The sequence below is a fragment of the Paenalcaligenes sp. Me52 genome (genome assembly GCF_050487965.1).
In the GTDB taxonomy this organism is placed as follows: domain Bacteria; phylum Pseudomonadota; class Gammaproteobacteria; order Burkholderiales; family Burkholderiaceae_B; genus Paenalcaligenes.
Map to the genome: position 1 here is coordinate 2,332,536 of NZ_JBKQFO010000001.1, position 21,617 is coordinate 2,354,152.

General features: G+C 46.8%; 18 protein-coding genes, 1 tRNA gene and 1 pseudogene. 11 read left to right on the forward strand and 9 right to left on the reverse strand.

Annotated elements, in window-relative coordinates; all coding sequences use genetic code 11:
* Positions 1 to 20: 20 nt before the first annotated feature.
* Complete coding sequence (locus ACLO87_RS11075) at positions 21 to 575, reverse strand: TetR/AcrR family transcriptional regulator (protein ID WP_135867185.1); 555 nt, start codon at positions 573 to 575, stop codon at positions 21 to 23.
* A 502-nt stretch (positions 576 to 1,077) separates the two neighbouring features.
* On the opposite strand from ACLO87_RS11075, the gene ACLO87_RS11080 reads away from it, so the two are divergent.
* The 4 genes from ACLO87_RS11080 to glsA all read left to right on the forward strand — a co-directional run bounded on the left by ACLO87_RS11080 (position 1,078) and on the right by glsA (position 6,105).
* The gene (locus ACLO87_RS11080) at positions 1,078 to 1,644 is read left to right on the forward strand and encodes an NADPH-dependent FMN reductase (RefSeq protein ID WP_430223689.1); all 567 of its coding nucleotides are present in this window, start codon (positions 1,078 to 1,080) and stop codon (positions 1,642 to 1,644) included.
* Between the two features lie 428 nt (positions 1,645 to 2,072).
* Entirely contained in the window at positions 2,073 to 3,476 is a 1,404-nt protein-coding gene (locus tag ACLO87_RS11085) for a glutamate decarboxylase (RefSeq protein WP_135867129.1), read from the forward strand.
* A gap of 90 nt (positions 3,477 to 3,566) precedes the next feature.
* Complete coding sequence (gene gadC / locus ACLO87_RS11090; RefSeq protein ID WP_430223690.1) at positions 3,567 to 5,075, forward strand: putative glutamine/gamma-aminobutyrate antiporter GadC; 1,509 nt, start codon at positions 3,567 to 3,569, stop codon at positions 5,073 to 5,075.
* Positions 5,076 to 5,172: 97 nt separating this feature from the next.
* Positions 5,173 to 6,105, forward strand: a complete 933-nt coding sequence (glsA, locus tag ACLO87_RS11095; protein ID WP_430223691.1) for a glutaminase A — start codon at positions 5,173 to 5,175, stop codon at positions 6,103 to 6,105.
* A 69-nt stretch (positions 6,106 to 6,174) separates the two neighbouring features.
* Here the strand turns inward: glsA and ACLO87_RS11100 are convergent, their stop codons facing one another.
* The 5 genes from ACLO87_RS11100 to ACLO87_RS11120 form a co-directional block, all read right to left on the reverse strand.
* Positions 6,175 to 6,633 (reverse strand): DUF1641 domain-containing protein, encoded by a 459-nt coding sequence (locus tag ACLO87_RS11100; RefSeq protein ID WP_430223692.1) that lies wholly within the window; start codon positions 6,631 to 6,633, stop codon positions 6,175 to 6,177.
* A gap of 29 nt (positions 6,634 to 6,662) precedes the next feature.
* Positions 6,663 to 7,853: an NAD(P)/FAD-dependent oxidoreductase gene (locus tag ACLO87_RS11105; protein WP_135866044.1), complete on the reverse strand. Its 1,191-nt coding sequence runs from the start codon at positions 7,851 to 7,853 to the stop codon at positions 6,663 to 6,665.
* Positions 7,854 to 7,954: 101 nt separating this feature from the next.
* Positions 7,955 to 8,566 (reverse strand): TetR/AcrR family transcriptional regulator, encoded by a 612-nt coding sequence (locus tag ACLO87_RS11110; protein WP_135866042.1) that lies wholly within the window; start codon positions 8,564 to 8,566, stop codon positions 7,955 to 7,957.
* 124 nt (positions 8,567 to 8,690) lie between these two features.
* Positions 8,691 to 9,614, reverse strand: a complete 924-nt coding sequence (bla, locus tag ACLO87_RS11115) for a class A beta-lactamase (protein WP_430223693.1) — start codon at positions 9,612 to 9,614, stop codon at positions 8,691 to 8,693.
* 48 nt (positions 9,615 to 9,662) lie between these two features.
* The gene (locus ACLO87_RS11120) at positions 9,663 to 10,106 is read right to left on the reverse strand and encodes a PACE efflux transporter (protein WP_135866038.1); all 444 of its coding nucleotides are present in this window, start codon (positions 10,104 to 10,106) and stop codon (positions 9,663 to 9,665) included.
* 550 nt (positions 10,107 to 10,656) lie between these two features.
* On the opposite strand from ACLO87_RS11120, the gene ACLO87_RS11125 reads away from it, so the two are divergent.
* The 3 genes from ACLO87_RS11125 to ACLO87_RS11135 all read left to right on the forward strand — a co-directional run bounded on the left by ACLO87_RS11125 (position 10,657) and on the right by ACLO87_RS11135 (position 15,368).
* A complete protein-coding gene (locus tag ACLO87_RS11125; protein WP_430223694.1) occupies positions 10,657 to 12,024 on the forward strand; it encodes an NAD(P)-binding domain-containing protein in 1,368 nt (455 codons plus the stop codon).
* Positions 12,025 to 12,382: 358 nt separating this feature from the next.
* The gene (locus ACLO87_RS11130; protein WP_430223695.1) at positions 12,383 to 14,212 is read left to right on the forward strand and encodes an HSP90 family protein; all 1,830 of its coding nucleotides are present in this window, start codon (positions 12,383 to 12,385) and stop codon (positions 14,210 to 14,212) included.
* A gap of 136 nt (positions 14,213 to 14,348) precedes the next feature.
* Positions 14,349 to 15,368: a hypothetical protein gene (locus ACLO87_RS11135; protein WP_430223696.1), complete on the forward strand. Its 1,020-nt coding sequence runs from the start codon at positions 14,349 to 14,351 to the stop codon at positions 15,366 to 15,368.
* Positions 15,369 to 15,560: 192 nt separating this feature from the next.
* Here ACLO87_RS11135 and ACLO87_RS11140 read toward each other — a convergent pair whose 3' ends face one another.
* Both ACLO87_RS11140 and ACLO87_RS11145 read right to left on the reverse strand, forming a co-directional pair.
* Positions 15,561 to 15,971, reverse strand: a complete 411-nt coding sequence (locus tag ACLO87_RS11140) for a RidA family protein (protein ID WP_135866297.1) — start codon at positions 15,969 to 15,971, stop codon at positions 15,561 to 15,563.
* A gap of 162 nt (positions 15,972 to 16,133) precedes the next feature.
* Positions 16,134 to 16,209, reverse strand: a tRNA-Thr gene (locus ACLO87_RS11145).
* Between the two features lie 86 nt (positions 16,210 to 16,295).
* On the opposite strand from ACLO87_RS11145, the gene ACLO87_RS11150 reads away from it, so the two are divergent.
* A complete protein-coding gene (locus ACLO87_RS11150) occupies positions 16,296 to 16,664 on the forward strand; it encodes an MAPEG family protein (RefSeq protein WP_430223697.1) in 369 nt (122 codons plus the stop codon).
* Between the two features lie 9 nt (positions 16,665 to 16,673).
* Here the strand turns inward: ACLO87_RS11150 and ACLO87_RS11155 are convergent, their stop codons facing one another.
* Positions 16,674 to 18,122, reverse strand: a complete 1,449-nt coding sequence (locus ACLO87_RS11155; RefSeq protein ID WP_430223698.1) for an aminotransferase-like domain-containing protein — start codon at positions 18,120 to 18,122, stop codon at positions 16,674 to 16,676.
* Positions 18,123 to 18,252: 130 nt separating this feature from the next.
* Here ACLO87_RS11155 and ACLO87_RS11160 point away from each other — a divergent pair, with 130 nt between their 5' ends.
* The 3 genes and pseudogenes from ACLO87_RS11160 to ACLO87_RS11170 all read left to right on the forward strand — a co-directional run bounded on the left by ACLO87_RS11160 (position 18,253) and on the right by ACLO87_RS11170 (position 21,416).
* Entirely contained in the window at positions 18,253 to 18,876 is a 624-nt protein-coding gene (locus tag ACLO87_RS11160; protein ID WP_135866519.1) for a LysE family translocator, read from the forward strand.
* Positions 18,877 to 19,057: 181 nt separating this feature from the next.
* Entirely contained in the window at positions 19,058 to 19,978 is a 921-nt protein-coding gene (locus ACLO87_RS11165; protein ID WP_135866517.1) for an EamA family transporter, read from the forward strand.
* Between the two features lie 417 nt (positions 19,979 to 20,395).
* Positions 20,396 to 21,416, forward strand: a pseudogene (locus ACLO87_RS11170) (XdhC family protein).
* The last annotated feature ends 201 nt before the right edge of the window (positions 21,417 to 21,617 follow it).

Below are 21,617 nucleotides of genomic sequence, written 5' to 3' on the forward strand. Positions count from 1 at the left end.
TGCCCTGACTTAAGAGGTGGTTACATCGCCTGCTTGCCCATCAAGCCTGCTATATCGTTGAAGGTGTCTTGCCACGCTTGATCGCTTAACTCAGCCAACCCAAAGTAACGCAATACAAACGCCCCTTCTGTCGCAAAGTACGCAATACGTGCTTGTCTACCTTCAGGGGTAGAGGTGTCTAACTCGGCTAGTCGTTCGTGATGCCAGCGTTTGATCCACTCGCGTAGCTCTTTAGCCTCTAGAAGCACACTAAGATGGCTGGCCGCTCGCGCAATCAGCGCCTGCTCATCTGCGGTGATATGTATGTGCTGGCTGATTTTATCTATGCTGGATAACTGCTCCACGGAGACACCCGCCGCCTTTTCTAAGCACGCATCGTAACGTCGCCCCCAGCGCTCCAGCATGGCATTCACCAAGCCCTGCTTAGTACCAAAACACGATTGCACCCCGCCTTTACTAATGCCCATCGCTTTAGCGACGGCATCAATCGTCAATGCTGCTGCCCCGCTTTGATCTACGATGGCTTCAGCAATATCTAATACTTTGTCTCTATCTATGCTGCGTGGTTTGCTCATGTTCTACACCATTCAATACATACGTATGTATTGTATTTGAAGTTTAAAAAAAACAGCTATTACGAGCACCTTAAAACGATAAAAACAACTGTTTCTGTCAGCTTCTACTGACACTCAAATCAGGCTACGGCTATCTGTCTACTGCTCGCGATTTGTAGTCCTACTCGCTTTTACTGAATTTCCCGCTAATTAGTAACTAAAAATTTCAAAAGCAAAATCCAGCGTTGCCACTTATGCACGTACATGACATTAATGCCTTGATTTATATCATTCATATTACTTCTCATTATTTATAGCAAGGCATGGCACGGCCACCATTTACTAACATTTAGTTACCAATAGGAAGCAAAACAACCTACCACACACACCGCCTATCTAGGTTTCTATGCGAAAAACATCGCCTACTCCGCCTCAAAACAAAGCCACACTAGCAATAACTGATTATGATGGTAGCGGGCCCTTAGGCCTGCATGAATCAGCAACATCAGAGTAGAGAATGTACATGAAGCCCTCCCCTAAAATTCTCGTCATTATGGGTAGCGTACGCCTTCAGCGTATTAGCCCTTTACTAGCAGACTGGGTAGCATCAGTAGGACGACTATGCATACCCGAAGCCGTGTTTGAACTGGTGGATTTACGTAATTGGCCTTTGCCTATGATGGATGAGCCTGCTATACCTGCTCACGGCGCAGGTTATCAAACACCTCAAGCTCAAGCCTGGAGCAATAAAATTGCCCAAGCGGATGCTTTTGTTTTTGTAACCCCCCAATATAACTGGGGCTATCCGGCCGCATTAAAGAATGCGCTAGATCATTTATATACAGAATGGCACCACAAGCCCGCTTTTATTGTGAGCTACGGTGCTCATGGTGGTGAAAAATGTGCAGCACAATTACGGCAAGTATTAACGGGGCTTAAATTAAATGTCACCCAACAACATGCCGAGTTAACGCTCTCTAATGAACAAATCTTACGTAATGACGGCCATATAGGCTTACCTGACGCCGTACAAAGCCAAGAAGTAGCGTTACAAGCTGGGTTAATGGAACTACGTAAACTCTTGCAGTAACGATATCAATACATCGCCATTAACATCTGTGTCACGGTTATGGCACAACTCCAGACGGCCTACCCTTTTGCGTAGGCCGTCTGCTCGTTTACAGCCAAAAATCAGATGGTTAGTGTATTTTCCTTGCGGCTAAAAACACCTGCTTATGTGCATCCCAAGCCTTAAAAAGTACTTTTCTTCGTATAAAAATCAGCACAAAAACAGCTAGTCAAAATACTTAATTAGAAATAATTAGAAATAGTAGAATTAATTAGTTACATAACTAGATGAGCAAAGCCATCTAGAATCCTCACATCATCAAGTAATTGCTGCAGCACTAAAAATTTCCAATAAAAACCAAATAAGCCACTTCACGATTAACTCGTATCAACGATGTTGTTTCAGGCCGAAATTTGGCTCAACCCTTTTCTTTCAATGAGGTTATAGAAATGGCTCTGCACTCCAAAGATGATATCCGCGATCGTATGTACGACGATGTATATGCATCAAACGATCTATCGGTAGTCATGCCCAAGTACAAAATGCCTGAAGGTGAGCATGACCCACGTCACGCCTACCAAGTGGTACACGACGAATTAATGATGGATGGTAATTCGCGCCAAAACTTGGCCACCTTTTGCCAAACATGGGTAGATGATGAAGCCCGCCGTCTTATGGATGAGTCCATAGACAAAAACATGATCGACAAGGATGAGTACCCACAAACGGCTGAAATAGAGTCACGTTGCGTGCACATGATTGCAGATTTATGGAACTCTCCGGATGCAGCCAACACCATGGGGTGCTCTACTACGGGTTCTTCTGAAGCGGCAATGCTAGGTGGCTTAGCGCTGAAATGGAGCTGGCGCAAAAAGATGCAAGCCGCCGGTAAACCTACCGACAAACCTAACCTAATTTGCGGTCCTGTACAGATTTGCTGGCACAAATTTGCGCGCTACTTCGATGTAGAACTGCGTGAAATCCCATTAGAAGGTGACAGACTAATCATGTCGCCTGAGGAGGTATTAAAACGCGTAGACGAAAACACCATCGGCGTTGTACCCACCATGGGCGTTACCTTCACATGCGATTACGAGCCCGTTAAGGCCGTAAGCGACGCGCTGGACAAACTGCAAAAAGACACAGGTTTAGATATTCCTATCCACGTTGATGGTGCCAGCGGTGGTTTCTTGGCTCCGTTTTGCGCCCCTGAAATCGAGTGGGACTTCCGCCTACCTCGCGTGAAATCCATTAATGCCTCTGGTCACAAATTTGGCTTGGCTCCTCTTGGGGTGGGTTGGGTTGTATGGCGTGATGCCGCCAGCCTGCCCGAAGAGCTAATCTTTAACGTGAACTACCTTGGTGGCAATATGCCTACCTTTGCACTGAACTTCTCTCGCCCTGGTGGCCAGATCGTGGCTCAGTACTACAACTTCCTGCGTTTGGGCAAAGAAGGCTATAAACGCATTCAAACCGCATGCTACGACACAGCTAAATACCTATCCCAAGAAATTGAGAAATTCGGCCCCTTCAAAATCATTTTTGATGGCGACATGAAAAAAGGCATTCCTGCCCTGTCATGGACCATTAAAGAAGAGTTCAAAGGCAAAGTGAATTTCACGCTGTATGACTTTGCTGACCGACTGCGCAGTCGTGGCTGGCAAGTTCCTGCCTACTCCATGCCCGCCAACCGTGAAGACCTTGTGGTACAGCGTATTTTGGTACGTCACGGCGTGAGCCGCGACTTGGCCGATTTGTTATTGGCTGACTTCCAACGCACGTTGGACTACTTCGCCAAACGCCCGGTATCGCAACCGTTGGATGAACAAGAAGCCGGTGGTTTCCACCACTAAAACATGAGGTAGAAGAAAGAGGTCAGCAATGGCCTCTTTCTGTATCCCCTGCCGGTTTCTGTTTTCAATCATCTTTATGAGAGGGTAACCATGAGCTCTGCGACACAAAATCAGCCTACAGCGAAGATGTCGATTGCTACCATTGCCATCATGAACATCACGGCGGTGGTTAGCCTGCGCTTTCTGCCATCCGAAGCAGAATATGGGCTAGGCTCCATATTCTTCTTTGCCTTTGCTGCACTCGTTTTTCTGATTCCTATGGCACTGGTAGCAGCTGAACTCGCTACCACCTACCCCGAAAAAGGCGGTGTATTCCGTTGGGTCAGTGAAGCTTTCGGCCCTAGACTGGGCTTTTTGGCCATGGCGATGGTGTGGATTGAAGTGATCCCCTACTTTCCCACGGTACTAACCTTTGGCGCAGTATCCATTGCTTTTATTGATCCCACCGTCAGCGTGGCGGAAAGCATCTCAGCCAACAAATGGTATATCACCAGCTTTGTGCTGATTGTGTACTGGATATCTGTGGCCATCGCACTGCGCGGCGTGGGTATTTTTGCTAGCGTATCTAAATGGTGCGGTATCGTAGGCACCATTATTCCAGCCGGTATTGTGACCCTGCTAGGCTTTGCCTATTTGATGTTCAGTGGCAATAAACCGTTGATTGAATTGTCGTGGGGTGCACTGATGCCCGACTTCAGTAATTTCAGCACCGTAGTACTAGCCGCCAGCATTTTCTTGGCGTACGCCGGTATGGAAATGAACGCCGTACACGTAAAGGACATGGACAACCCCACCAAGAAATACCCTATCGCCATCACTATTGCGTCATTAGGTACGGTAGCTATTTTCTTGCTGAGTACCTTGGGTATCGCCTTTATTGTTCCTGCACAAGACATCAACCTCACCCAAAGCTTGCTGTTAGCCTATGACCTGCTGTTCAAATGGCTGGGCGCTCCATGGCTAGGTTCTATTGTGGCGGTAATGCTGGCATTTGGTGTACTGGGTGGTGTGGTGACATGGATTGCTGGCCCTAACACTGGGGTACTGGCCGTTGCCAAAGCAGGCTATCTGCCACGTTGGTTTCAAAAAACCAATAAGCACGGCATGGGTGTGAACCTGATGTTGGTGCAGGCGGTAATCGTATCCATTCTTTCCATCACCTTCGTAATCATGCCTTCGGTGCAAGCCGCGTTCCAAATCTTGTCTCAATTGACGGTGATTCTGTACTTGGTCATGTACTTGCTGATGTTTGCGGCAGGTATTCGTCTACGTCGCACCCAACCGGATCGTCCTCGTCCTTATCGCGCCCCTGCCATGTACTTGTGGGCATCACTGGGCTTTGTAGGCTCCCTGCTTGCTTTCGCTCTAAGCTTCGTACCACCTAGCCAAATTGCTGTTGGTAGCCCAACCTCTTACTTCATGTACTTGGTTGTGCTGGTCGTGATCTTTGTGGCTATCCCACTAATTATTTACGCACAGCGTAAACCCAGCTGGCGTGATCCTAACTCCGATTTCGAGCCCTTCACATGGGAAGTCAAAGCAGCAGCAAACACTGCCGCTACAGCACCTAGTGCAACCACTGCATCTAGCAACTCCTAAGGGGCGGTAGTTCCCTGCATCATCAAGAGGAAAACCTGTTCGCACCATAACAGCTTTTCCTCTTTTACTTCCATGATCCACTTTCAGGAGTAGGCTCGTGCTAGACCTCAACACCATACAATCTGCCGTTGACACCGCCCATCGCGACTTTGGCCAAGCGCCAGGTGGAGCCAATGCTGATTACATTCCTTTCCTCGCCAATATTCCCAGCGACCTTTCTGCTGTCGCTGTGGTGACGGCACAAGGTGACATTCTTTCTGCTGGCGATATTCACTATAGATTCGCCATAGAGTCCATTTCCAAAGTATGTACCTTAGCCTTAGCACTGGAAGACTGGGGTGCTGAAGCAGTGCAGCAGAAAATTGGGGCTGATGCCACAGGCATGCCTTTTAACTCAGTCATGGCCTTAGAGCTACACGGTGGTAAACCGTTATCCCCTCTCGTGAATGCCGGTGCCATTGCCAGTGCCAGCTTAATCAAAGCCAAGAATACAGAAGACCGCTGGAGTCGTATTCTCAGCATGCAACGCAAGCTGGGATCGGCGCACATTAAGCTGTCAGCCCAACTGAACGAATCCGAGCAAACCACCAACTTCCATAATCGCGCTATCGCCTGGCTACTGTATTCCGCTGGCTACTTGTACTGCGACCCCATGGAAGCCTGCGACGTTTACACCCGTCAGTGCTCAACCCTACTTACCACCGTAGAGTTAGCCACCATGGGCGCTACACTCGCAACGGGCGGCCTCAACCCGGTTAGCAAAGAGCAAGTATTAAGCGCCAACAATACCCCCCGTATCTTGGCGGACATGACCATGGAAGGGCTATACGATACCTCTGGCGACTGGGCCTACACAGTTGGTTTGCCCGGTAAAAGCGGCGTGGGTGGCGGAATTCTGGCGGTAGTGCCCGGAGTAATGGGTATTGCCGCGTTCTCACCGCCATTAGACGAAGTAGGCAATAGTGTGCGTGGCCAAAAAATGGTCGCGTCTATTGCTAATACGTTGGGCTACAACCTATATAAAAGTTAGCCTACTCACTCTCCTCACAATGAAAAAGGCCCTGTATTCACACAGGGCCTTTTCGTTACACACTTGTGTTTAGTCTACGGTGCCATCCAATGGCGGGGTAGACATGCCTTTACCCAACACACCAGCCACTGAGAATAAAAACGCCAAGCCACGGCGTACTTCTGGCTCACGAGCTAAGCGCCACAAGCCCATAATAGAAGGAGGATCTTTCATGTCAGCCACTTGTGCTTGTGCCATACGTGCCGCATTGCCGGCCGTCCATACCGCCCCCGTCACATCATCAAACGCCTTTGCCATTTTCTCTATCATGTAGGCATCGGTCATATCCACCGCATCGGCGGTCACGGAAGCCAAATCCACCAAACGATTGAACCGCCCACCGGCCAGCAAAGGCCCTACTTTTTCCAACAGCTCTTCCAACCCTTTCATGGCTGCTTCATTTTGCATCAGCGCATCAAAGGGGTTAGCCGTGGTTTGTTCATCAGTGATATTCAGCATGTTGTGCCCTGTGTTTTCACTATTCGTCATGTTGTTATCTCCTTGTCTGTATAGATGGCTTACACCAACCCACGAGCCACTGCCCAATACACACCTCGGTTAAAGCCCTTACGCATTAACCCACCCAATTTATTCGGTGGCGTAGGCTTCACATCCACTTTGTAGTCGTACCAAAGCGGCATGCCGTCTTCCAAGCCCATTTGTGCAATGGCCACGACTTTCCCGTCGTAGGCATCACAAATACGACCATGACGAATTTCAGACGCCACGTTATTCACCACAACAGGCGATTGGCTATGGCACGAACCACCCGCCTTACTCACTGGCAGATCTACCGTATCACCCAACACATACACGTTTTCCAAGCCTAGCACTTTCATGCTTTCGTGATCGGTAGGCAGCCAACCTTCGTTATCAGCAGCTTGAGATATACCCGCATTCCGCACCGCTTCTACCGCGTGAATTGGTGGGGTAGCCATCAAGATATCGAAGTTTTCCTCTTGGCCCTCTACCGAATAAGCAATGTTTCTAGAGGGGTCTACCCTATCCAAGGTGAAGCCACGCTGGTGCTTAATGCCACGCTGTTCAAAAATCGTAGGCAATACTTCGCACGTGTCTTTTTGCAAGAACAAACAATTGCGCAATAGCTGCGCCACCGTTGGGTAGGTATACACAATCTCGATCTGATCACGCACACCGCGCTTACGCAGCAAGTCGTCCAGCATGAGTGTAGTTTCAATAGGCGCAATCCCACACTGGTGCGGCACGTTATGCGTTTTGGGGAATGTCACCGTAATAAAGATACGGCCTTTCTCAATAGAGGCCAGCTTATCGGCCAACTGTCGTGCTGGAGCATGCTGATAAAAGTGATCACCCGCCTCTTTCAACCCTTCAATTTTCTCTGGAGCCGGCAAACAACCCGTAGAAACAATCAGGTGGTCGTAGCCAATTTTCTTACCGCTACGACAAAGCACATGATTAGCAGCGAAATCAAACTGCGTCACTTCTTCTACATGGAAATCAATTTCAGGACGCAGCAAGCTACGTTGCGGCTTACGCAGCTCATCACGGAAAAAGCTATTGAAGGCCACATACATAAACGCTGGCTTGTAATAATGCCAAGGCGAATTAGAGATCATAGTGATCTTGACCTTTTTGGCGCGTATTTCAGGATACAGCTTATTCACCAAGTGATTCGCTGTCATGGTGCCGCCAATCCCGCCGCCCACAATCAAAATATGATGCGTCATTGATGTCTCCTTTTGTCGTTAAAATTTAGAACGAACATTCGTTCTTATTGCTGCGGTAAAAAAACGGGATCTAACCTCACCCCGTTTTTAGCGCGTACTACTTAGTGTGCGCTTTGCACTGCGGCCCACGTACGCGGCCACAATTCATCAAAATAATTCTCTAGCGGTAGCTCTACCAAGCCATCCAGACGTAAACACACTAACCGTATCGCAGCGCCATAGACCAGTGCCCCCGCAACGGAAGCGTCCATAGTAGGGATCTCGCCCTCTTCTATACCCTTCAGCACAAAGCGACGCATACGCACAAACGCTGAGGCAGAACAGATGGATTTCTCGGTAGGTAAGAATTCTTTATGCCGTGCATGGATAATAAAACCCATCGCATCTGGCTCTGTATCCGTTAGCTCAAACAACATTTGCACTACGGCTTTGCAACGCTCTTGTGCACGATCATGACTGGCTTCAATATCGTCCAGCAATGCATTCATGCCCGACAACAAGTGGTCAAACAAGGCACGTGCTATGCCAGCCTTATCGGTGAAATGGTGGTACACAAAGCCCACCGACACATCTGCCGCTGCGACGATTTCATGAACCGAAGTACTGAAATAGCCTTTCTCATTAAACAAGCGTAGGGCTGCCCTAAGGATAGCCTCGTGACGAGGTCCCATTTCAGGAAATAGGCTACAGGATTTTTCAGATAGTTCAATCATGAAGCAATTATAGAATGAATATTCGTTTTATAAAATTTAGCATCACAAGATGCAACCACATCTCAATTTTACTGCCCACTTGCTAGGGCAGTGAGGTTACATACGCAACCCCACTGCCCTCCCCTTATTTATTAGGCAACAGTGATAGCTCTTCGGCTATAGCCTGACCTATAGAGGCAATCGCTGCATTGCGAGCTTCAATGGGCGCATCCGTTTCAGTGATATACACTGCCGCCACTATAGGTGCATGCTGCGTAGGCCACATCACAGCTGCCACGCCACGCGTTCCGTACTCAGCACTACCACTTCTGTCTGCCACCACCCAATCACTAGGCACACCTGCACGTAATAAGGGCCCCGCCACGTCATTCGCCTTCAACCACTCTACTAACTGTGCACGCATCGTTGGGTTTAATGCGGAATCTAACAGCAGGGCACGCATGGTGGCAGCCATAGCAGCAGGTGTGGTGGTATCGCGCTCGTCGCCCGGCGTAGCCTCATTCACCTCTGGTTCTAGCCTATCTAGTCTTGTGACCTGATCACCAATACGACGTAGAAAGGACGTTACTGCACTAGGGCCGCCCACCACATTCAACACCAGATTAACCGCCGTATTATCACTGCTACGTAACGTAATCTCGCACAGTTGAAAGGCAGACAACGTCTGCCCTACCAACTCTTTAGTCACTGGCGCATACGTTTGTATGTCGTCAGGCTGTAGCAAAACGGGACTGTGCAGCAGCGGCTCACCTTGTTGTAGCAGTGCTGCGCACACTAGTGTTTTAGCTGTACTCGCCATTGGGAAACGCTCGTCAGCTTTATAGAGCCACGACTGCCCGCTCGCAGTATCAATAACAGCCACGCCCACGCGAGCCTGCAATTGCTCTTCTATGGCTGCCGCTTTCTGCACAATAGGCCCCTTACTGCTGGCTTGCGCTTGCCCCACTGTAACAAGGCTTGCAACAGCCAACACCAAAGAGGCCAGAGAAGCGTAAAAGGTAGTGCCGTAAGTGCGGGTCAATGTACGTGTAGAAAACCTGTGCTGCATAAGAACATGCTCCTGATGAGGGACTCCCCAGGCACTGCCCTACTGCTATCACTCGGCTGGTGCTTGAGGTACCTGATGAGGCAGTACAAAAATCTTGTCAAAGCCTAAGGTAAAGAAAAATGTATAGACTAAGAAAAAGACTAACAAAGTCACTTCCATCATGAAAGCCGTCCACACATCCACGCCATACCAAAGCATATAAATAGGCAAGCAGATCAAAATCAATCCGCCCTCAAAGCCTATGGCATGTGCACATCGCAAGCGCAACGTGCGGTCCATCACCTGATTGCGGCGCTCCCACGCTTCGAAAACACTGTTATAGGTGTAATTCCACGCGACCGCTGCTGCCGACACCATTACCGCTACGGGCAATGAATCATCGGCACCACTTTCACTGAGCACCATCAAAATCAAGGTAGAAAACAGAATCGCAAAAACTTCAAAAACGCCTACGTAAACAAGACGACGTTTAAAAGGACTAAGGGTTATCAACGTAAACTCCAGCGTGCCTTGGCATCATGCCAAGGCTAAACACCGGCCCGCCCCGGGTGATAAATAAACAAGCAGCAGTGCCACACAGTAGAACGAGCCACGGTTTCCGCTCGCGTAGGTTTTTTACCTTATAGAAGAAAGCTTGTCAAAATCGTCATGCTTACCACCACATCTTTTCTGATCTGCCAGCCAGTCGGCCTCTGGTATGGCCTACTAAGGTGAGAATATCCCTCGCCTATCTTTACATATATTGCCACAGAAAAATCAGTATCCAAGCATGCCGAATCTGGTTTCTTATATAAGAAACCAGAATATCAAAAAACAACCACAAAACAATAAGAAATAAAATCAAAAACCAAAAAAAATCAAGAAAAATAAATTGTGGTATAATAACATCAAAATTATAAAAATAAAGGTTGTTTTTAAAAGTTTAATTACCATGGATAAATCTCATAAATAGTTAAAAATAACCTTTTCTTGAAATAATTATTATTAAAAACAGAGCGTAATTACCAATATTGGTAGCGCAAAAAAGAAATGGAGTTTAATTTTGTCAAAAACAAGAATTGCAATACTAGGTGCTGGCCCTAGTGGTCTGGCTCAATTACGTGCGTTTGAAGCATTACGTAAAAAATCCAATATCAGCGAATTCCCTGAAATTGTCTGTTATGAAAAGCAGAATGATATTGGTGGTATGTGGAACTACACATGGCGTACAGGCTTAGATAGAAACGGAGAACCTGTACACGGCAGTATGTATCGCTACTTATGGTCTAACGGCCCTAAAGAGTGTCTAGAATTTGCTGACTATAGTTTTGACCAGCACTTTGGTCAGGCCATCCCCTCCTACCCACCACGTGAAGTGCTTAAAGACTACATCATGGGTCGTTTAGATAAACGGGCCTTATTTACGTACATGCGCTTTGAGTGTCCGGTACGCTGGGTAACCTTTGACCAGGACACACAGCGCTTTAGTGTCACGGTAATGAACCATAAAACGGGTGAGCAAGAAACGGAAGAGTTTGACTATGTTGTCGTAGCAACAGGGCATTTCTCTACCCCCAACATGCCTTATTACAAAGGCTTAGAGCAGTTCCCTGGGCGTGTCTTACACGCACATGACTTCCGTGATGCGTTGGAATTTGAAGGACAAAATATACTGCTGGTAGGCGGTAGCTACTCTGCAGAAGATATAGGCTCACAGTGTTATAAGTACGGCGCTAAATCGGTCACGATTAGCCATCGTGGTGGTTCATTTGGCTATAACTGGCCAGAAGCCGTTAACGAGAAGCCTGGCTTAGAACATATTGAAGGTAACGTTGTGCACTTTAGCGATGGTAGCAGCCAAGCTTTTGATGCCATTGTTATGTGTACCGGATATATCTTTCATTTCCCATTCTTGCCTGACGAACTGCGTTTGGAAACACATAACTGCTTATACCCTGATAATTTATATAAAGGGGTATTTTTCCAAAGCAATCCGAAACTTATTTATCTTGGCATGCAAGATCAATGGTTCACATTCAATATGTTTGATGCTCAAGCTTGGTACGTACGTGACGTTATTATGGGAAAAATACAGCTCCCTAATGAAAATGAACGACGTAAAGATATAGATAGCTGGCTACAAAATCATGAAAAATTAAATACTGATGCTCAGTCTATTGATTTCCAAGCCAACTATATTGATGACCTCACTGGTGCTACTGACTATCCAAGCTTCCCAGTTCATCAACAAGCTGAATTATTTAAAAAATGGCTAGAAGATAAGAAGTCCGACATTATGGGATTCAGAAATAAATCCTATGCTTCTACTATTACTGGAACTTTAGCCGCTCAATTACCAAAACCGTGGTTAGATATAAAAGACGACTCTCTAGAAGGGTTTATGTCTTTAAAATTTAAAAAAGCCAGTTAATTCTCAACACTAGCTGCAGTGTAGTCTCTTTTACCCCTCCTAAAGACAATCACAACCACAAGAACGAGACGCCCTAAGGCCTCTCGTTCTTTTTTTTCCTCGCCCCTGTCGGCCACGGCATAACTGTTCATATATCTGCTTAGATACCTTGCCCCTAGCCACCTTTCTTATCTCTACGACGTGAGAGGTAACCCTCTCTCTTTGATGAACAAAGAGAGCATGAACAGCAGCTGTTTTACGGTTTACATAATTGCACCCATTTATTACAGAATCTCAAATTACGTCAACGTGCTTGTTATTTCCATGACGACTCTCTAGCATGATGAAGTTTCTTATTCGTCAAATTTGAGCCCCCTACATGAGCCAAGAAAGCCGCTTCCAAGTCAACCTTGCAGGCATGATCGACATACTGTCCAACCATTTGTACAGCGACCAAAACGTCTACATCCGTGAACTCTTGCAAAATGGTACTGACGCCATTCGTGCCCGTAAATTATGGGACAGCAAACTCGATACTGGCGAGATCAATGTAGAGTTGCAACAAGACCAAAACGCTAACAGCAAAACCTTAGTGTTTACTGACAATGGTATTGGCCTGACAGCCGACGAAGTTGAGATATTTTTGGCGACTATTGCCAGCTCCTCTAAAGGCGAGAAGAACTTTGGTGAAAGCAGCGAGCAAAGCTTTATTGGCCGTTTCGGCATAGGCTTATTGTCTTGCTTTGTAGTGACCACACAGATTCGCTTAGTCACCCACTCAGCCAAAACCGGCACAGTATTAGAGTGGAACGGTAAAGGCGATGGCACTTATGAAATCCGTGAACTACCGCTAGAAGCTCAGCCCGAGGCTGGTACCTCTGTGTATTTAACGTACAAAGCAGAAATTGCAGCTGAAAGCTATGCTGACTTGCATAACACCGTCCGCGAGTGCATGTTCCAGTATGGTGCCTGCTTGGAAGTGCCTATTTACCTTAAAGACCAACACAAACGCTTATGGCTAAACGAACACAGCAATAAAGTAGGCAGTTTGGCAGACTTACAGGCTTTGAATCACTACGAAGTTTTGCAGTTTGGGCGCACGCTATTTGGTGCAGAAGAAATGCGATCACTGCAAGACTATTTCATCTTGCATAACGACAGTGGCAATACCTTTGCTGTCGCGTATGTAATTCCCTTTGCGGTCAGTACCCACGCACGTAAACTACACCGCGCTTATTTGAATCGCATGTTTGTGAGCGATGCGGTAGAGGAAGTGATGCCAGAGTGGGCATTTTTTACTCGCACTGTCATTTGGACAAAAGAGCTGCAACCTGTTGCATCGCGTGAAGCCTTTTACCAGAATGAAGCGCTAGAACGTGTCAGCCAAGAACTGGGAGCATCGCTAAAACAACAAATCAAAGCGATGCCTGAAAAGCAATTACAGCGCCTGCTCAATACACACTATTTAGCTTTCAAAGCCTTAGCGTGTGAAGACAGTGAGTTGCTGCAGTTCATTTACCCGCACCTGAACTTTCGCACCCTTAATGGTGAAGAAAACCTGCAAACCCTATTATCGCGATCCGAGGTGGTTTATTACACCCAAAGCGTAGATGAGTTCCGACAAATTGCCGATGTGGCTCGTGCTCAGCAAATGCCCCTGATTAACGGCGGCTACGCTTACGACTCAGCCATCCTCAGACATTTGAATGGAATATTGGGCCACGAGGTATTCAAACTCTTCCAAGCCGAAGACGTAGAGTTTGCCTTCCAACCTCTATTCCCTGAAGAAGAACGTGCTTTTGCAGATTTACTCAGTCAGCTCAATGCACGCATGGAAACTTACCAAGTCGAAGCGGTGCTCAACTACTTTAGCCCGCACGATATCCCCATGCTGTACATCTGCAATCAGCAAAAGCAAGCCGAGCGCGAATTAGGACGCGTAGCCGAAGCCAGTAATGATTTGTTTGGTGGCATTTTAGGCAGCTTGCAAGAGGAAAAAGAAAACGTACCGCTGGCGCAGCTCTACCTGAACTTTCACAATGAAGTGGTGCAATCTGTATTTTGCTCAGGGAAAAGCGTAGACACCATTTGCAAGGTGGTTGAGGTGTTGTATGTACAAGCCTTGTTGATGGGGCATTATCCCCTGAAGAAAGACGAGGTCACCTTAATGAACAAAGGCTTACTGCATATCATTAAGGCAATGAAATAAGGCCTATGGCCTACACAACCGAATACACCTCACGATGCTTACCGCTACTGGTTATTCGTCAACACAGTGCGGTTAAAAAACACGTAGCTTTGCAGCAGCCTACGCTTGCAAGCCATTAGACAGAAGGAACACTAGCATGAATGCTCAAGAGTACATGGAAGAAGCCTACGAAGTAGGTGAAAACAGCGTAGAAGGCGTGCGCCTGATTGAACAAGCCATTAAGGCAGCCGATGCCGACAACGATGTAGAAGCCGGCTACGAAGCACGCGAAATGCTCATGGATGCCACCTACACTTTAGGGATGCCTAAAAAGCAACTGCTGGCCTTTGCGTGGATGATCAAACAGTTCGAAGACAAAGAAATCCACATCGATGAAGACGACCTGATGTGGAAATACAAATGGGTAGCCTTAAGCATTGTCGATTTCCCTGAAATTTCCAAAGCGCAAATCGACAACTTACTGGAAGACATGAAGCAGAAGTACCTGAGCTTTCAGTACTCATTAAAGCCCTATTACAAAATCCGCACCATGGTGGCAATGAGCATGGGCGAACCCGAGGAAGTGCTACGTTTACGCGCTGAATGGCAAGCGGCCAAACAAGACCACATGAACGATTGCGCCGCCTGCGAAACCAATGACGAAGTACATTTCCAGTTCTACCACAACGATCACCAAGCCGCCGTCACCAAGGGCAAACCGTTGGTCTCTGGCAGACAACGATGTGGCGAGGTCCCACACCTGACCAATGGCATGCTGGCCTTATCCTTCTGGGCGTTAGGTAATAAAGAAGCGGCGCAAGAGCGTTTTGAAAGAGGCTACAAACTCACCAAAAATCAGGTTGAGTTTTTAAACACCAATGCCGATTTCATCCTGTATTTGATGGCAAGTGACCAATGGCAAGAAGCTGAGAATCTTGCCACTACAGAACTCAAAATCCTCCCCAAAAGCGAAAACAAATTCCGCCAATTCCGCCTCTATGCTGCCGTCGCAGTACTGTTGCAGGCTGCCAAAAAACGCGGTCTGTCTATGGATGTAGGTATGGGGTTAGACGAAGCGCTACAACACGCCCAAGAAGCAGCCAACGCTTTCGATACACGCAATGGCAATAACTTTTATCAGCAGCAATTGGCAGCGCAGCTCGCCCAGTATGCGTGAGGGTAAATAGGGGCTGATGAGGCATAAGGCTAATGGTGAAAGTAGCAACTAGCTGCAACTACTTCCGAAAGCCCCCAGCCCCAACCTGTAGACATATATGGGTCGATACTAAGACTTTCTAGTATCGATCCAAGCTCAAACCAACTAACAGAGTCCTGAATTCCTCATGCCGTGGATGCGAAATTCCTTAGGTCATCCAACCGCTGGAATGACAGCCTGAGCCTCGATTTCAATTAACCACTCTGGTAATGCAAGACCGGTAACCACTACCCAGGATGACGCAGGAGGGTTAGTGTTGAAAAAGGTTTTCAGTGCCTCGCTGATTTCCAGTTGATTCTCTGGGTTATTGGCATCCTCTTTGATGTAGATGCGCAGCATTGCAATATGCTCTTTTTTAGCTTGGGTCGCTAACAGTACTTTCTCTATATTTTCAAGACAAACTCGCGTCTGCTCTTTCATACCAGTAGCGATAGTATTTTGATCTTTATCTGTTGCTACTTGGCCTGATAAGAAAAGGTGCTTTCCTTCTTTGGTTAGTACCGCTTGGCTAAATCCATATTGAAGGCTATTGAATACCGAATCAGGGTTCACAGAGATGTGCATTACTCAATCCATTACGTTGCTCAAGAAACAGCTTATTTTCGCCTGTTTTTTGCATTCAGCATAGATGAGTAAGTCTTTGAAAGTTCTGTACTGTGTGCTTACTTTTGCCACCAAAAACAAAAACGCCAACCCAGGAGAGTTGGCGTACATGTTTGCTATTTTTGGTGCCGCTTACCGGAATCGAACTGGTGACCTTTTCATTACGAATGAACTGCTCTACCAACTGAGCTAAAGCGGCACAGTGCGTTTGCACTCAACAAAAATTATAATGCCATCATTCGGGCTTGTAAATTTCGCCCCCTTACCCTTTATACGAGGCTAATTATGAGTGCAAAGTGGATTCTGATCATCGCGGCGTTCTTGCCGTTTCTGGCGGCAATCAGTGCCAAAGTGGGTGGTAAAGGTTTCCAAAACCACACCCCGCGTGAATGGTTAGCCAAACAAGAAGGCTGGCGTGCTCGAGCCAATGCGGCTCAAGCTAACACCTTTGAAGCCTTACCTTTTTTCTACGCTGCCTTTATCTACGCGTTATTCATCCAGCCCGTTGCTCCTGAGCTAGTTCTGAAGCTGGGCTTAGCATGGGTACTCTTACGCGTAGCGTATATTTACGTGTACATTCGTGACTTATCATCACTGCGCAGCCTAATCTGGTTCGCTGCATTTGCCGTCAATATCAGCCTACTTTTTGTCTAAACCCCGCACTCAGGACGAGGCCAGTAACTCTCTGGCCTTTTCCCCTACTCTCGCAAAACCTGCTCTATAGCGCTCATCCACAGGATTGCAGCAGGAAATACGCACAGCATTACTAAACCTACCACTGGCTGAATACAAGCGCCCCGGTATCAAACTAATCTTGTCGCGTACTAGCTGTTGATACAGCACATAGGTATCGATGGGATCGGGCAATTCCAACCAAAACAAATACCCACCCTCTGGCTTAGTGGCTTTAGTACCTTCTGGAAAATAGTCAGCAATTAACGCCTGTGCCACGTTCATATTCTTCGCATAATTCTTACGCAGTTTACGCAGATGGTAGTCATAGCCACCAGCCTCTAAAAACTGGCCTAAAGTTTCTGATAGAAACTGCGATTCCGCAATGGAATATAAGCTTTTCAGTTGGCGTATTTTTCTATTAAAGCGCGTGCTGTGTACCCACCCTATACGGAAATCTGGCGCTAAGGTTTTGCTAAAACTAGAGCAAAAAATCACCCACCCATTTTCATCCAAGGACTGTACAGCAGGTAAAGTGCCGTGGCTTTGCAGCTCTGCATATAAACCATCTTCGATTAATGGCACCTGATACTGATTCACCAATTTGGCGAGTTTTTTCTTAGCTTCCAACGGCATACTACAGCCCAAAGGGTTGTGTAAGTTGGGCATACAAATCAAGGCCTGCAACTGTTTTTCTGCCAAGAGGGGCTCTATCTCATCCACACATAACCCTGTCTCTGCGTGCGTAGGTAGCTCGACCAGTTTTAGTCCTAAATCATTCAATAACGGGATCAAATAAAAATAAGTAGGTGATTCAACCCCTACACTATCCCCTGGCTTAGTCACTGCCCGTAGTGCGAGATTAATGGCTTCCATACAGCCATGTGTAAGACAAATATCGTCCACATGACTCAACACACCCAAATTCTGCATACGACGTGAGATCTGTCTGCGTAGTGTCAAACTACCTGGTGGCAATGCATAGCTAGAGATCAGCGATGCTTGCTGCCGCACTAAGCGACTCATAATGCGCCCTAGTTTTTCCCTAGGAAACAAGTCTGAGTTTTTGTCAGGACATGCCAGCGACAAATTCAAAAAAGATGGATCCTGCTGCATAGCAAAAGCTTGTTCAATTAAGCTCAATACCGATGCACTAGCCGCGCTCTCCTCTGTACCCTTTTCAAAAGTGCGCATTAACCCGGGTAGCTGATTTTTCACAACAAAACCCGATTGTGGCCTGGCCTCTATAAAGCCCTGATCCTCAAGCGAGCGGTAGGCCGCAATCACCGTATTAATACTGAGATTATGCGTATGCGCTGCCTGACGTATAGACGGCAACGCTCCACCCGCACTGAACACACCCTTTTCAATGGCGTGTTTTAGCCCCTCTGCCAATTGCAGATAACGTGGTTGTGATGAAGCAGGCAGCAGTTCAGGCATGATGACACCCTAAAGATAAATAGTGCTCAATAACTGTACCCATCATAATTGATAATTTCTGAGCCTGTACCTATTTTTGTATCTGCTTTACGCTGACAGCTCTTTCTCCCTTTTCATATAACCAGCAATCATGATCAACCCCGCCCTTCTCAGTTATGTAGCCGTGATGTCGGTTACACCCGGCCCCAATAATTTGCTGTTAGCAACCTCTGGCGTGAACTTTGGCTTTAAACGTACTTTGCCCATGAGTTTAGGCATTAGTTTAGGTGCAGGCTTTCAGTGCTTCATCACTATGCAAGCCTTAGGCGCGATGGTGTCATGGTTGGGACAAATGCGGCTATTCTTAGCCTTAGCCGGCTGTATGTACTTGCTGTGGTTATCGTGGAAAATTTTTCAATCCAGTGCTCCAGAAGCCAAAAAAGATGCTCGCCCTTTTGGTTTCCTGCAAATGGCAGCCTTCCAATGGATTAACCCCAAAGCATGGATTATGGCCATTAATACGGCCCTCTTGTTTGGTACAGTAAACAGCGATCAAGCCTTAAGCCACAATCTACAGGTGTCTTTGCTATATATAGTCACTAACTTCCCCTGCATTTTGCTGTGGGCCTTATTAGGAGATAGATTGCGCCAGCTTCTACAAAGCCCAAACTATCTTCGCGTTTTTAACACTGCAATGGCATTAATCATGGGGGTAACAGCATTATGGCTAGCTGGCGAAGAACTCTATATTGCTTACTACGCGGTTGAACTGTAATTCATATAAAAATCCATGCTTCACACAAAATGGTTCACTAAATGAACATTGCATGGAATAAACCTCTTTATTACAACAACTGCCTCTCTTTCTTTCTATACAGCCATCCGCTGCTAGGTAGAAAACACACTCTGTCATAAGATGATTGAGATTGTTTTCTTTCCTAGCTGGCTGTATCTGCATGAACTCCCCTCTTCCATTTAAACGTCATATCGCCATTCCTATATTGTTAGGACTAGGCACAGGCTTTGCCACCAATCACGTTTCAGCACGCATCGCCTTTGATCATGGTGCTGGCTTATTGACCGCCATTTTGTTCCGTTCTGGCACCAGCCTGGTGTGTCTTACCTTATTGCTATTATGGCAACGCCATTCATTACGCTTTGAACGAAAACTCTGGCCTTGGCAATTAACACTGGGGCTGTTGGTCGCACTACAAAGTTTCTGTATTTTCTCGGCCGTTGCTCGCATACCCGTAGGTATAGCCTTATTGGTGGCGAACACCTTTCCTATTCTCTTAGCACTATTGAACTGGGCAGTTAGCGGAAAGCGCCCTACTAAGGCCTCGGCCATTATTATGGGGATGATCCTATTTGGGCTGATTTGGGTATTAGATGCACCCATGTGGTTCCAAAATAGCGAACAACTTACCAGCACCTGGTTTTTAGGATTACTTTTTGCTTTTGGGGCCGCAACCTGCTTTGCCTTTATCTTGTGGATCAGCGAAAACCGCCTCGCCAATCTATATGGCCCAGTACGCAGTTTTTATACCATTGGTATCGTGTTTTTCAGCATGCTAGGACTAAGCTTTACCGGAGCCCTAGAAGGCGGCACAGCAGTGCCTGTTGATGCTACTGGGTGGCTGGCCTTAATCGCCGTAGGTTTCTTCTATAGTTGCGCGTTTATTGGCTTGTTCGTACTGACACCACGACTCAACCTAAGCCAAAACGCTCCTGCTTTAAATATTGAACCGGTAGCCTCGTTGATTCTGGCTTGGATACTATTAGAACAAAGTCTAAACGGCCGACAACTATTTGGTAGTGCTCTGGTAGTGACAGGCATTATTGCATTGGCTTTGGTACACCGCAGCAAGCGGTCTTAGACATATCAGATCGCATTACGGAATGGAGCCTTCGATTGGAAGGCTCTCCTCCAACAACATAACAGAGAAGCTCAAAAGCGAACAAGCGACAGTAAAGATGCTCTTTATAGCATATAAGGTATACGAACTCCCCCTCCTACAGGGGGAGTTTTTATTTATGGATACCTTGCTTCCATTCCCAGTACTAGGCGCAACAAGAAGCAATATTGAGCATCTATGCCCACTAGGAAATACTAGGTTTTATCTCTATCCAGATCATAGATAAACAGTGTACAAACTATAATTACAGTAAAACCATTAGTACACTGATCAAAATCTCAAAACAATTTGGTTTAAAAAGCTAATCAAATCCAAGTTGTACGCCACATCTACACTAATAAAAAAACCTGTATTTATTTCACGGTGAGAGACAAACCCATGGAAAATTTAGATGTTCTAGTATTACGCAAGCTCAGCGTTTGGCGTAATGAAGGTAAAAAAGCTATCTTAGCCACAGTCACACGCACCTGGGGATCATCACCTAGGCCTCTAGGTTCCATTATGGCGTTATGTGAAGACGGCTCTGTAGTTGGTTCAGTATCCGGAGGGTGCATAGAAGACGACCTTATCCGACAGTACACTGTTGGAAATGAAAAAGCGGCCTTACATGAAGAAGCCGCTATACCCAAACTAGTCACCTATGGATTAAGTGCTGAAGAAGCATTTAGATTTGGGCTACCTTGTGGCGGAACACTAGAAATTCTGTTGGAATTCAACCCAGATGCAGCAGCATTACAGCAATTGGTAGCGGCATTAGAACAAGGCCAACTTATACAACGTTCGATCAGTCTAAAAGATGGTTCTGTAGCACAACAATCCATAGCAAGCCCATTGCCACTGAGCATCGATAAAAACAGCCTAAGCACCTCTTTTGGCCCTGAATATAAAATGCTACTTATTGGTGCTGGCCAACTCACAGAGTATGTAGCCACCATGGCTTTATTCAGTGGCTTTAGAGTCACCATTTGCGACCCACGTATAGAGTATCGCAATAGCATCTCTATGGAAGGCGTAGCTATAGTATCGGACATGCCTGATGATGTGGTCACTGCATTCAATGCAGACAGCCGTAGCTGCATCATAGCGCTGACACACGACCCTAAACTAGATGACTTAGCTTTAGGAGGCCTTACATACTAACGTCTTCTATGTAGGAGCTATAGGTTCACGGCGCAATAATCAAGATCGTCGCGAGAGGCTCATGCAGCATTTTGGCCTAACCGCCGAACAACTCAATAAGCTACGCGGTCCCATAGGTATCTATATAGGCAGTAAAACCCCAGCAGAGATCGCCATCAGCCTCATGGCTGAAGTCATTGCGATTAAAAATGGATTAGTCTTACCCAATAGTATGCAGGTGGCCTATGCTAAAGAGAGGCTGGCTCAGCAGGCAGCGTAGTAATAGAAGGTAGTAATTAGCAGAGCGCTGACCCTTGCTCTGCTTTTATCGGTCTTCAGTAGAAGGGGTTTTCATTTTGTCCAGACGTAAAAAAGCCCCGCATCGGTTGGATGCGGGGCTTTTGGTGTAAGAGCCTGACGATGACCTACTTTCACACACGAATATGCACTATCATCGGCGCGAAGGCGTTTCACGGTCCTG

Excerpts from the sequence above, each read along its gene's own strand:
- ACLO87_RS11075 (WP_135867185.1), bottom strand. The coding sequence starts at position 575 with ATGAGCAAACCACGCAGCATAGATAGAGACAAAGTATTAGATATTGCT.
- ACLO87_RS11080 (WP_430223689.1), top strand. The coding sequence starts at position 1,078 with ATGAAGCCCTCCCCTAAAATTCTCGTCATTATGGGTAGCGTACGCCTT.
- ACLO87_RS11085 (WP_135867129.1), top strand. The coding sequence starts at position 2,073 with ATGGCTCTGCACTCCAAAGATGATATCCGCGATCGTATGTACGACGAT.
- gadC (WP_430223690.1), top strand. The coding sequence starts at position 3,567 with ATGAGCTCTGCGACACAAAATCAGCCTACAGCGAAGATGTCGATTGCT.
- ACLO87_RS11100 (WP_430223692.1), bottom strand. The coding sequence starts at position 6,633 with ATGACGAATAGTGAAAACACAGGGCACAACATGCTGAATATCACTGAT.
- ACLO87_RS11105 (WP_135866044.1), bottom strand. The coding sequence starts at position 7,853 with ATGACGCATCATATTTTGATTGTGGGCGGCGGGATTGGCGGCACCATG.
- ACLO87_RS11110 (WP_135866042.1), bottom strand. The coding sequence starts at position 8,566 with ATGATTGAACTATCTGAAAAATCCTGTAGCCTATTTCCTGAAATGGGA.
- bla (WP_430223693.1), bottom strand. The coding sequence starts at position 9,614 with ATGCAGCACAGGTTTTCTACACGTACATTGACCCGCACTTACGGCACT.
- ACLO87_RS11130 (WP_430223695.1), top strand. The coding sequence starts at position 12,383 with ATGAGCCAAGAAAGCCGCTTCCAAGTCAACCTTGCAGGCATGATCGAC.
- ACLO87_RS11135 (WP_430223696.1), top strand. The coding sequence starts at position 14,349 with ATGAATGCTCAAGAGTACATGGAAGAAGCCTACGAAGTAGGTGAAAAC.
- ACLO87_RS11140 (WP_135866297.1), bottom strand. The coding sequence starts at position 15,971 with ATGCACATCTCTGTGAACCCTGATTCGGTATTCAATAGCCTTCAATAT.
- ACLO87_RS11150 (WP_430223697.1), top strand. The coding sequence starts at position 16,296 with ATGAGTGCAAAGTGGATTCTGATCATCGCGGCGTTCTTGCCGTTTCTG.
- ACLO87_RS11155 (WP_430223698.1), bottom strand. The coding sequence starts at position 18,122 with ATGCCTGAACTGCTGCCTGCTTCATCACAACCACGTTATCTGCAATTG.
- ACLO87_RS11160 (WP_135866519.1), top strand. The coding sequence starts at position 18,253 with ATGATCAACCCCGCCCTTCTCAGTTATGTAGCCGTGATGTCGGTTACA.
- ACLO87_RS11165 (WP_135866517.1), top strand. The coding sequence starts at position 19,058 with ATGAACTCCCCTCTTCCATTTAAACGTCATATCGCCATTCCTATATTG.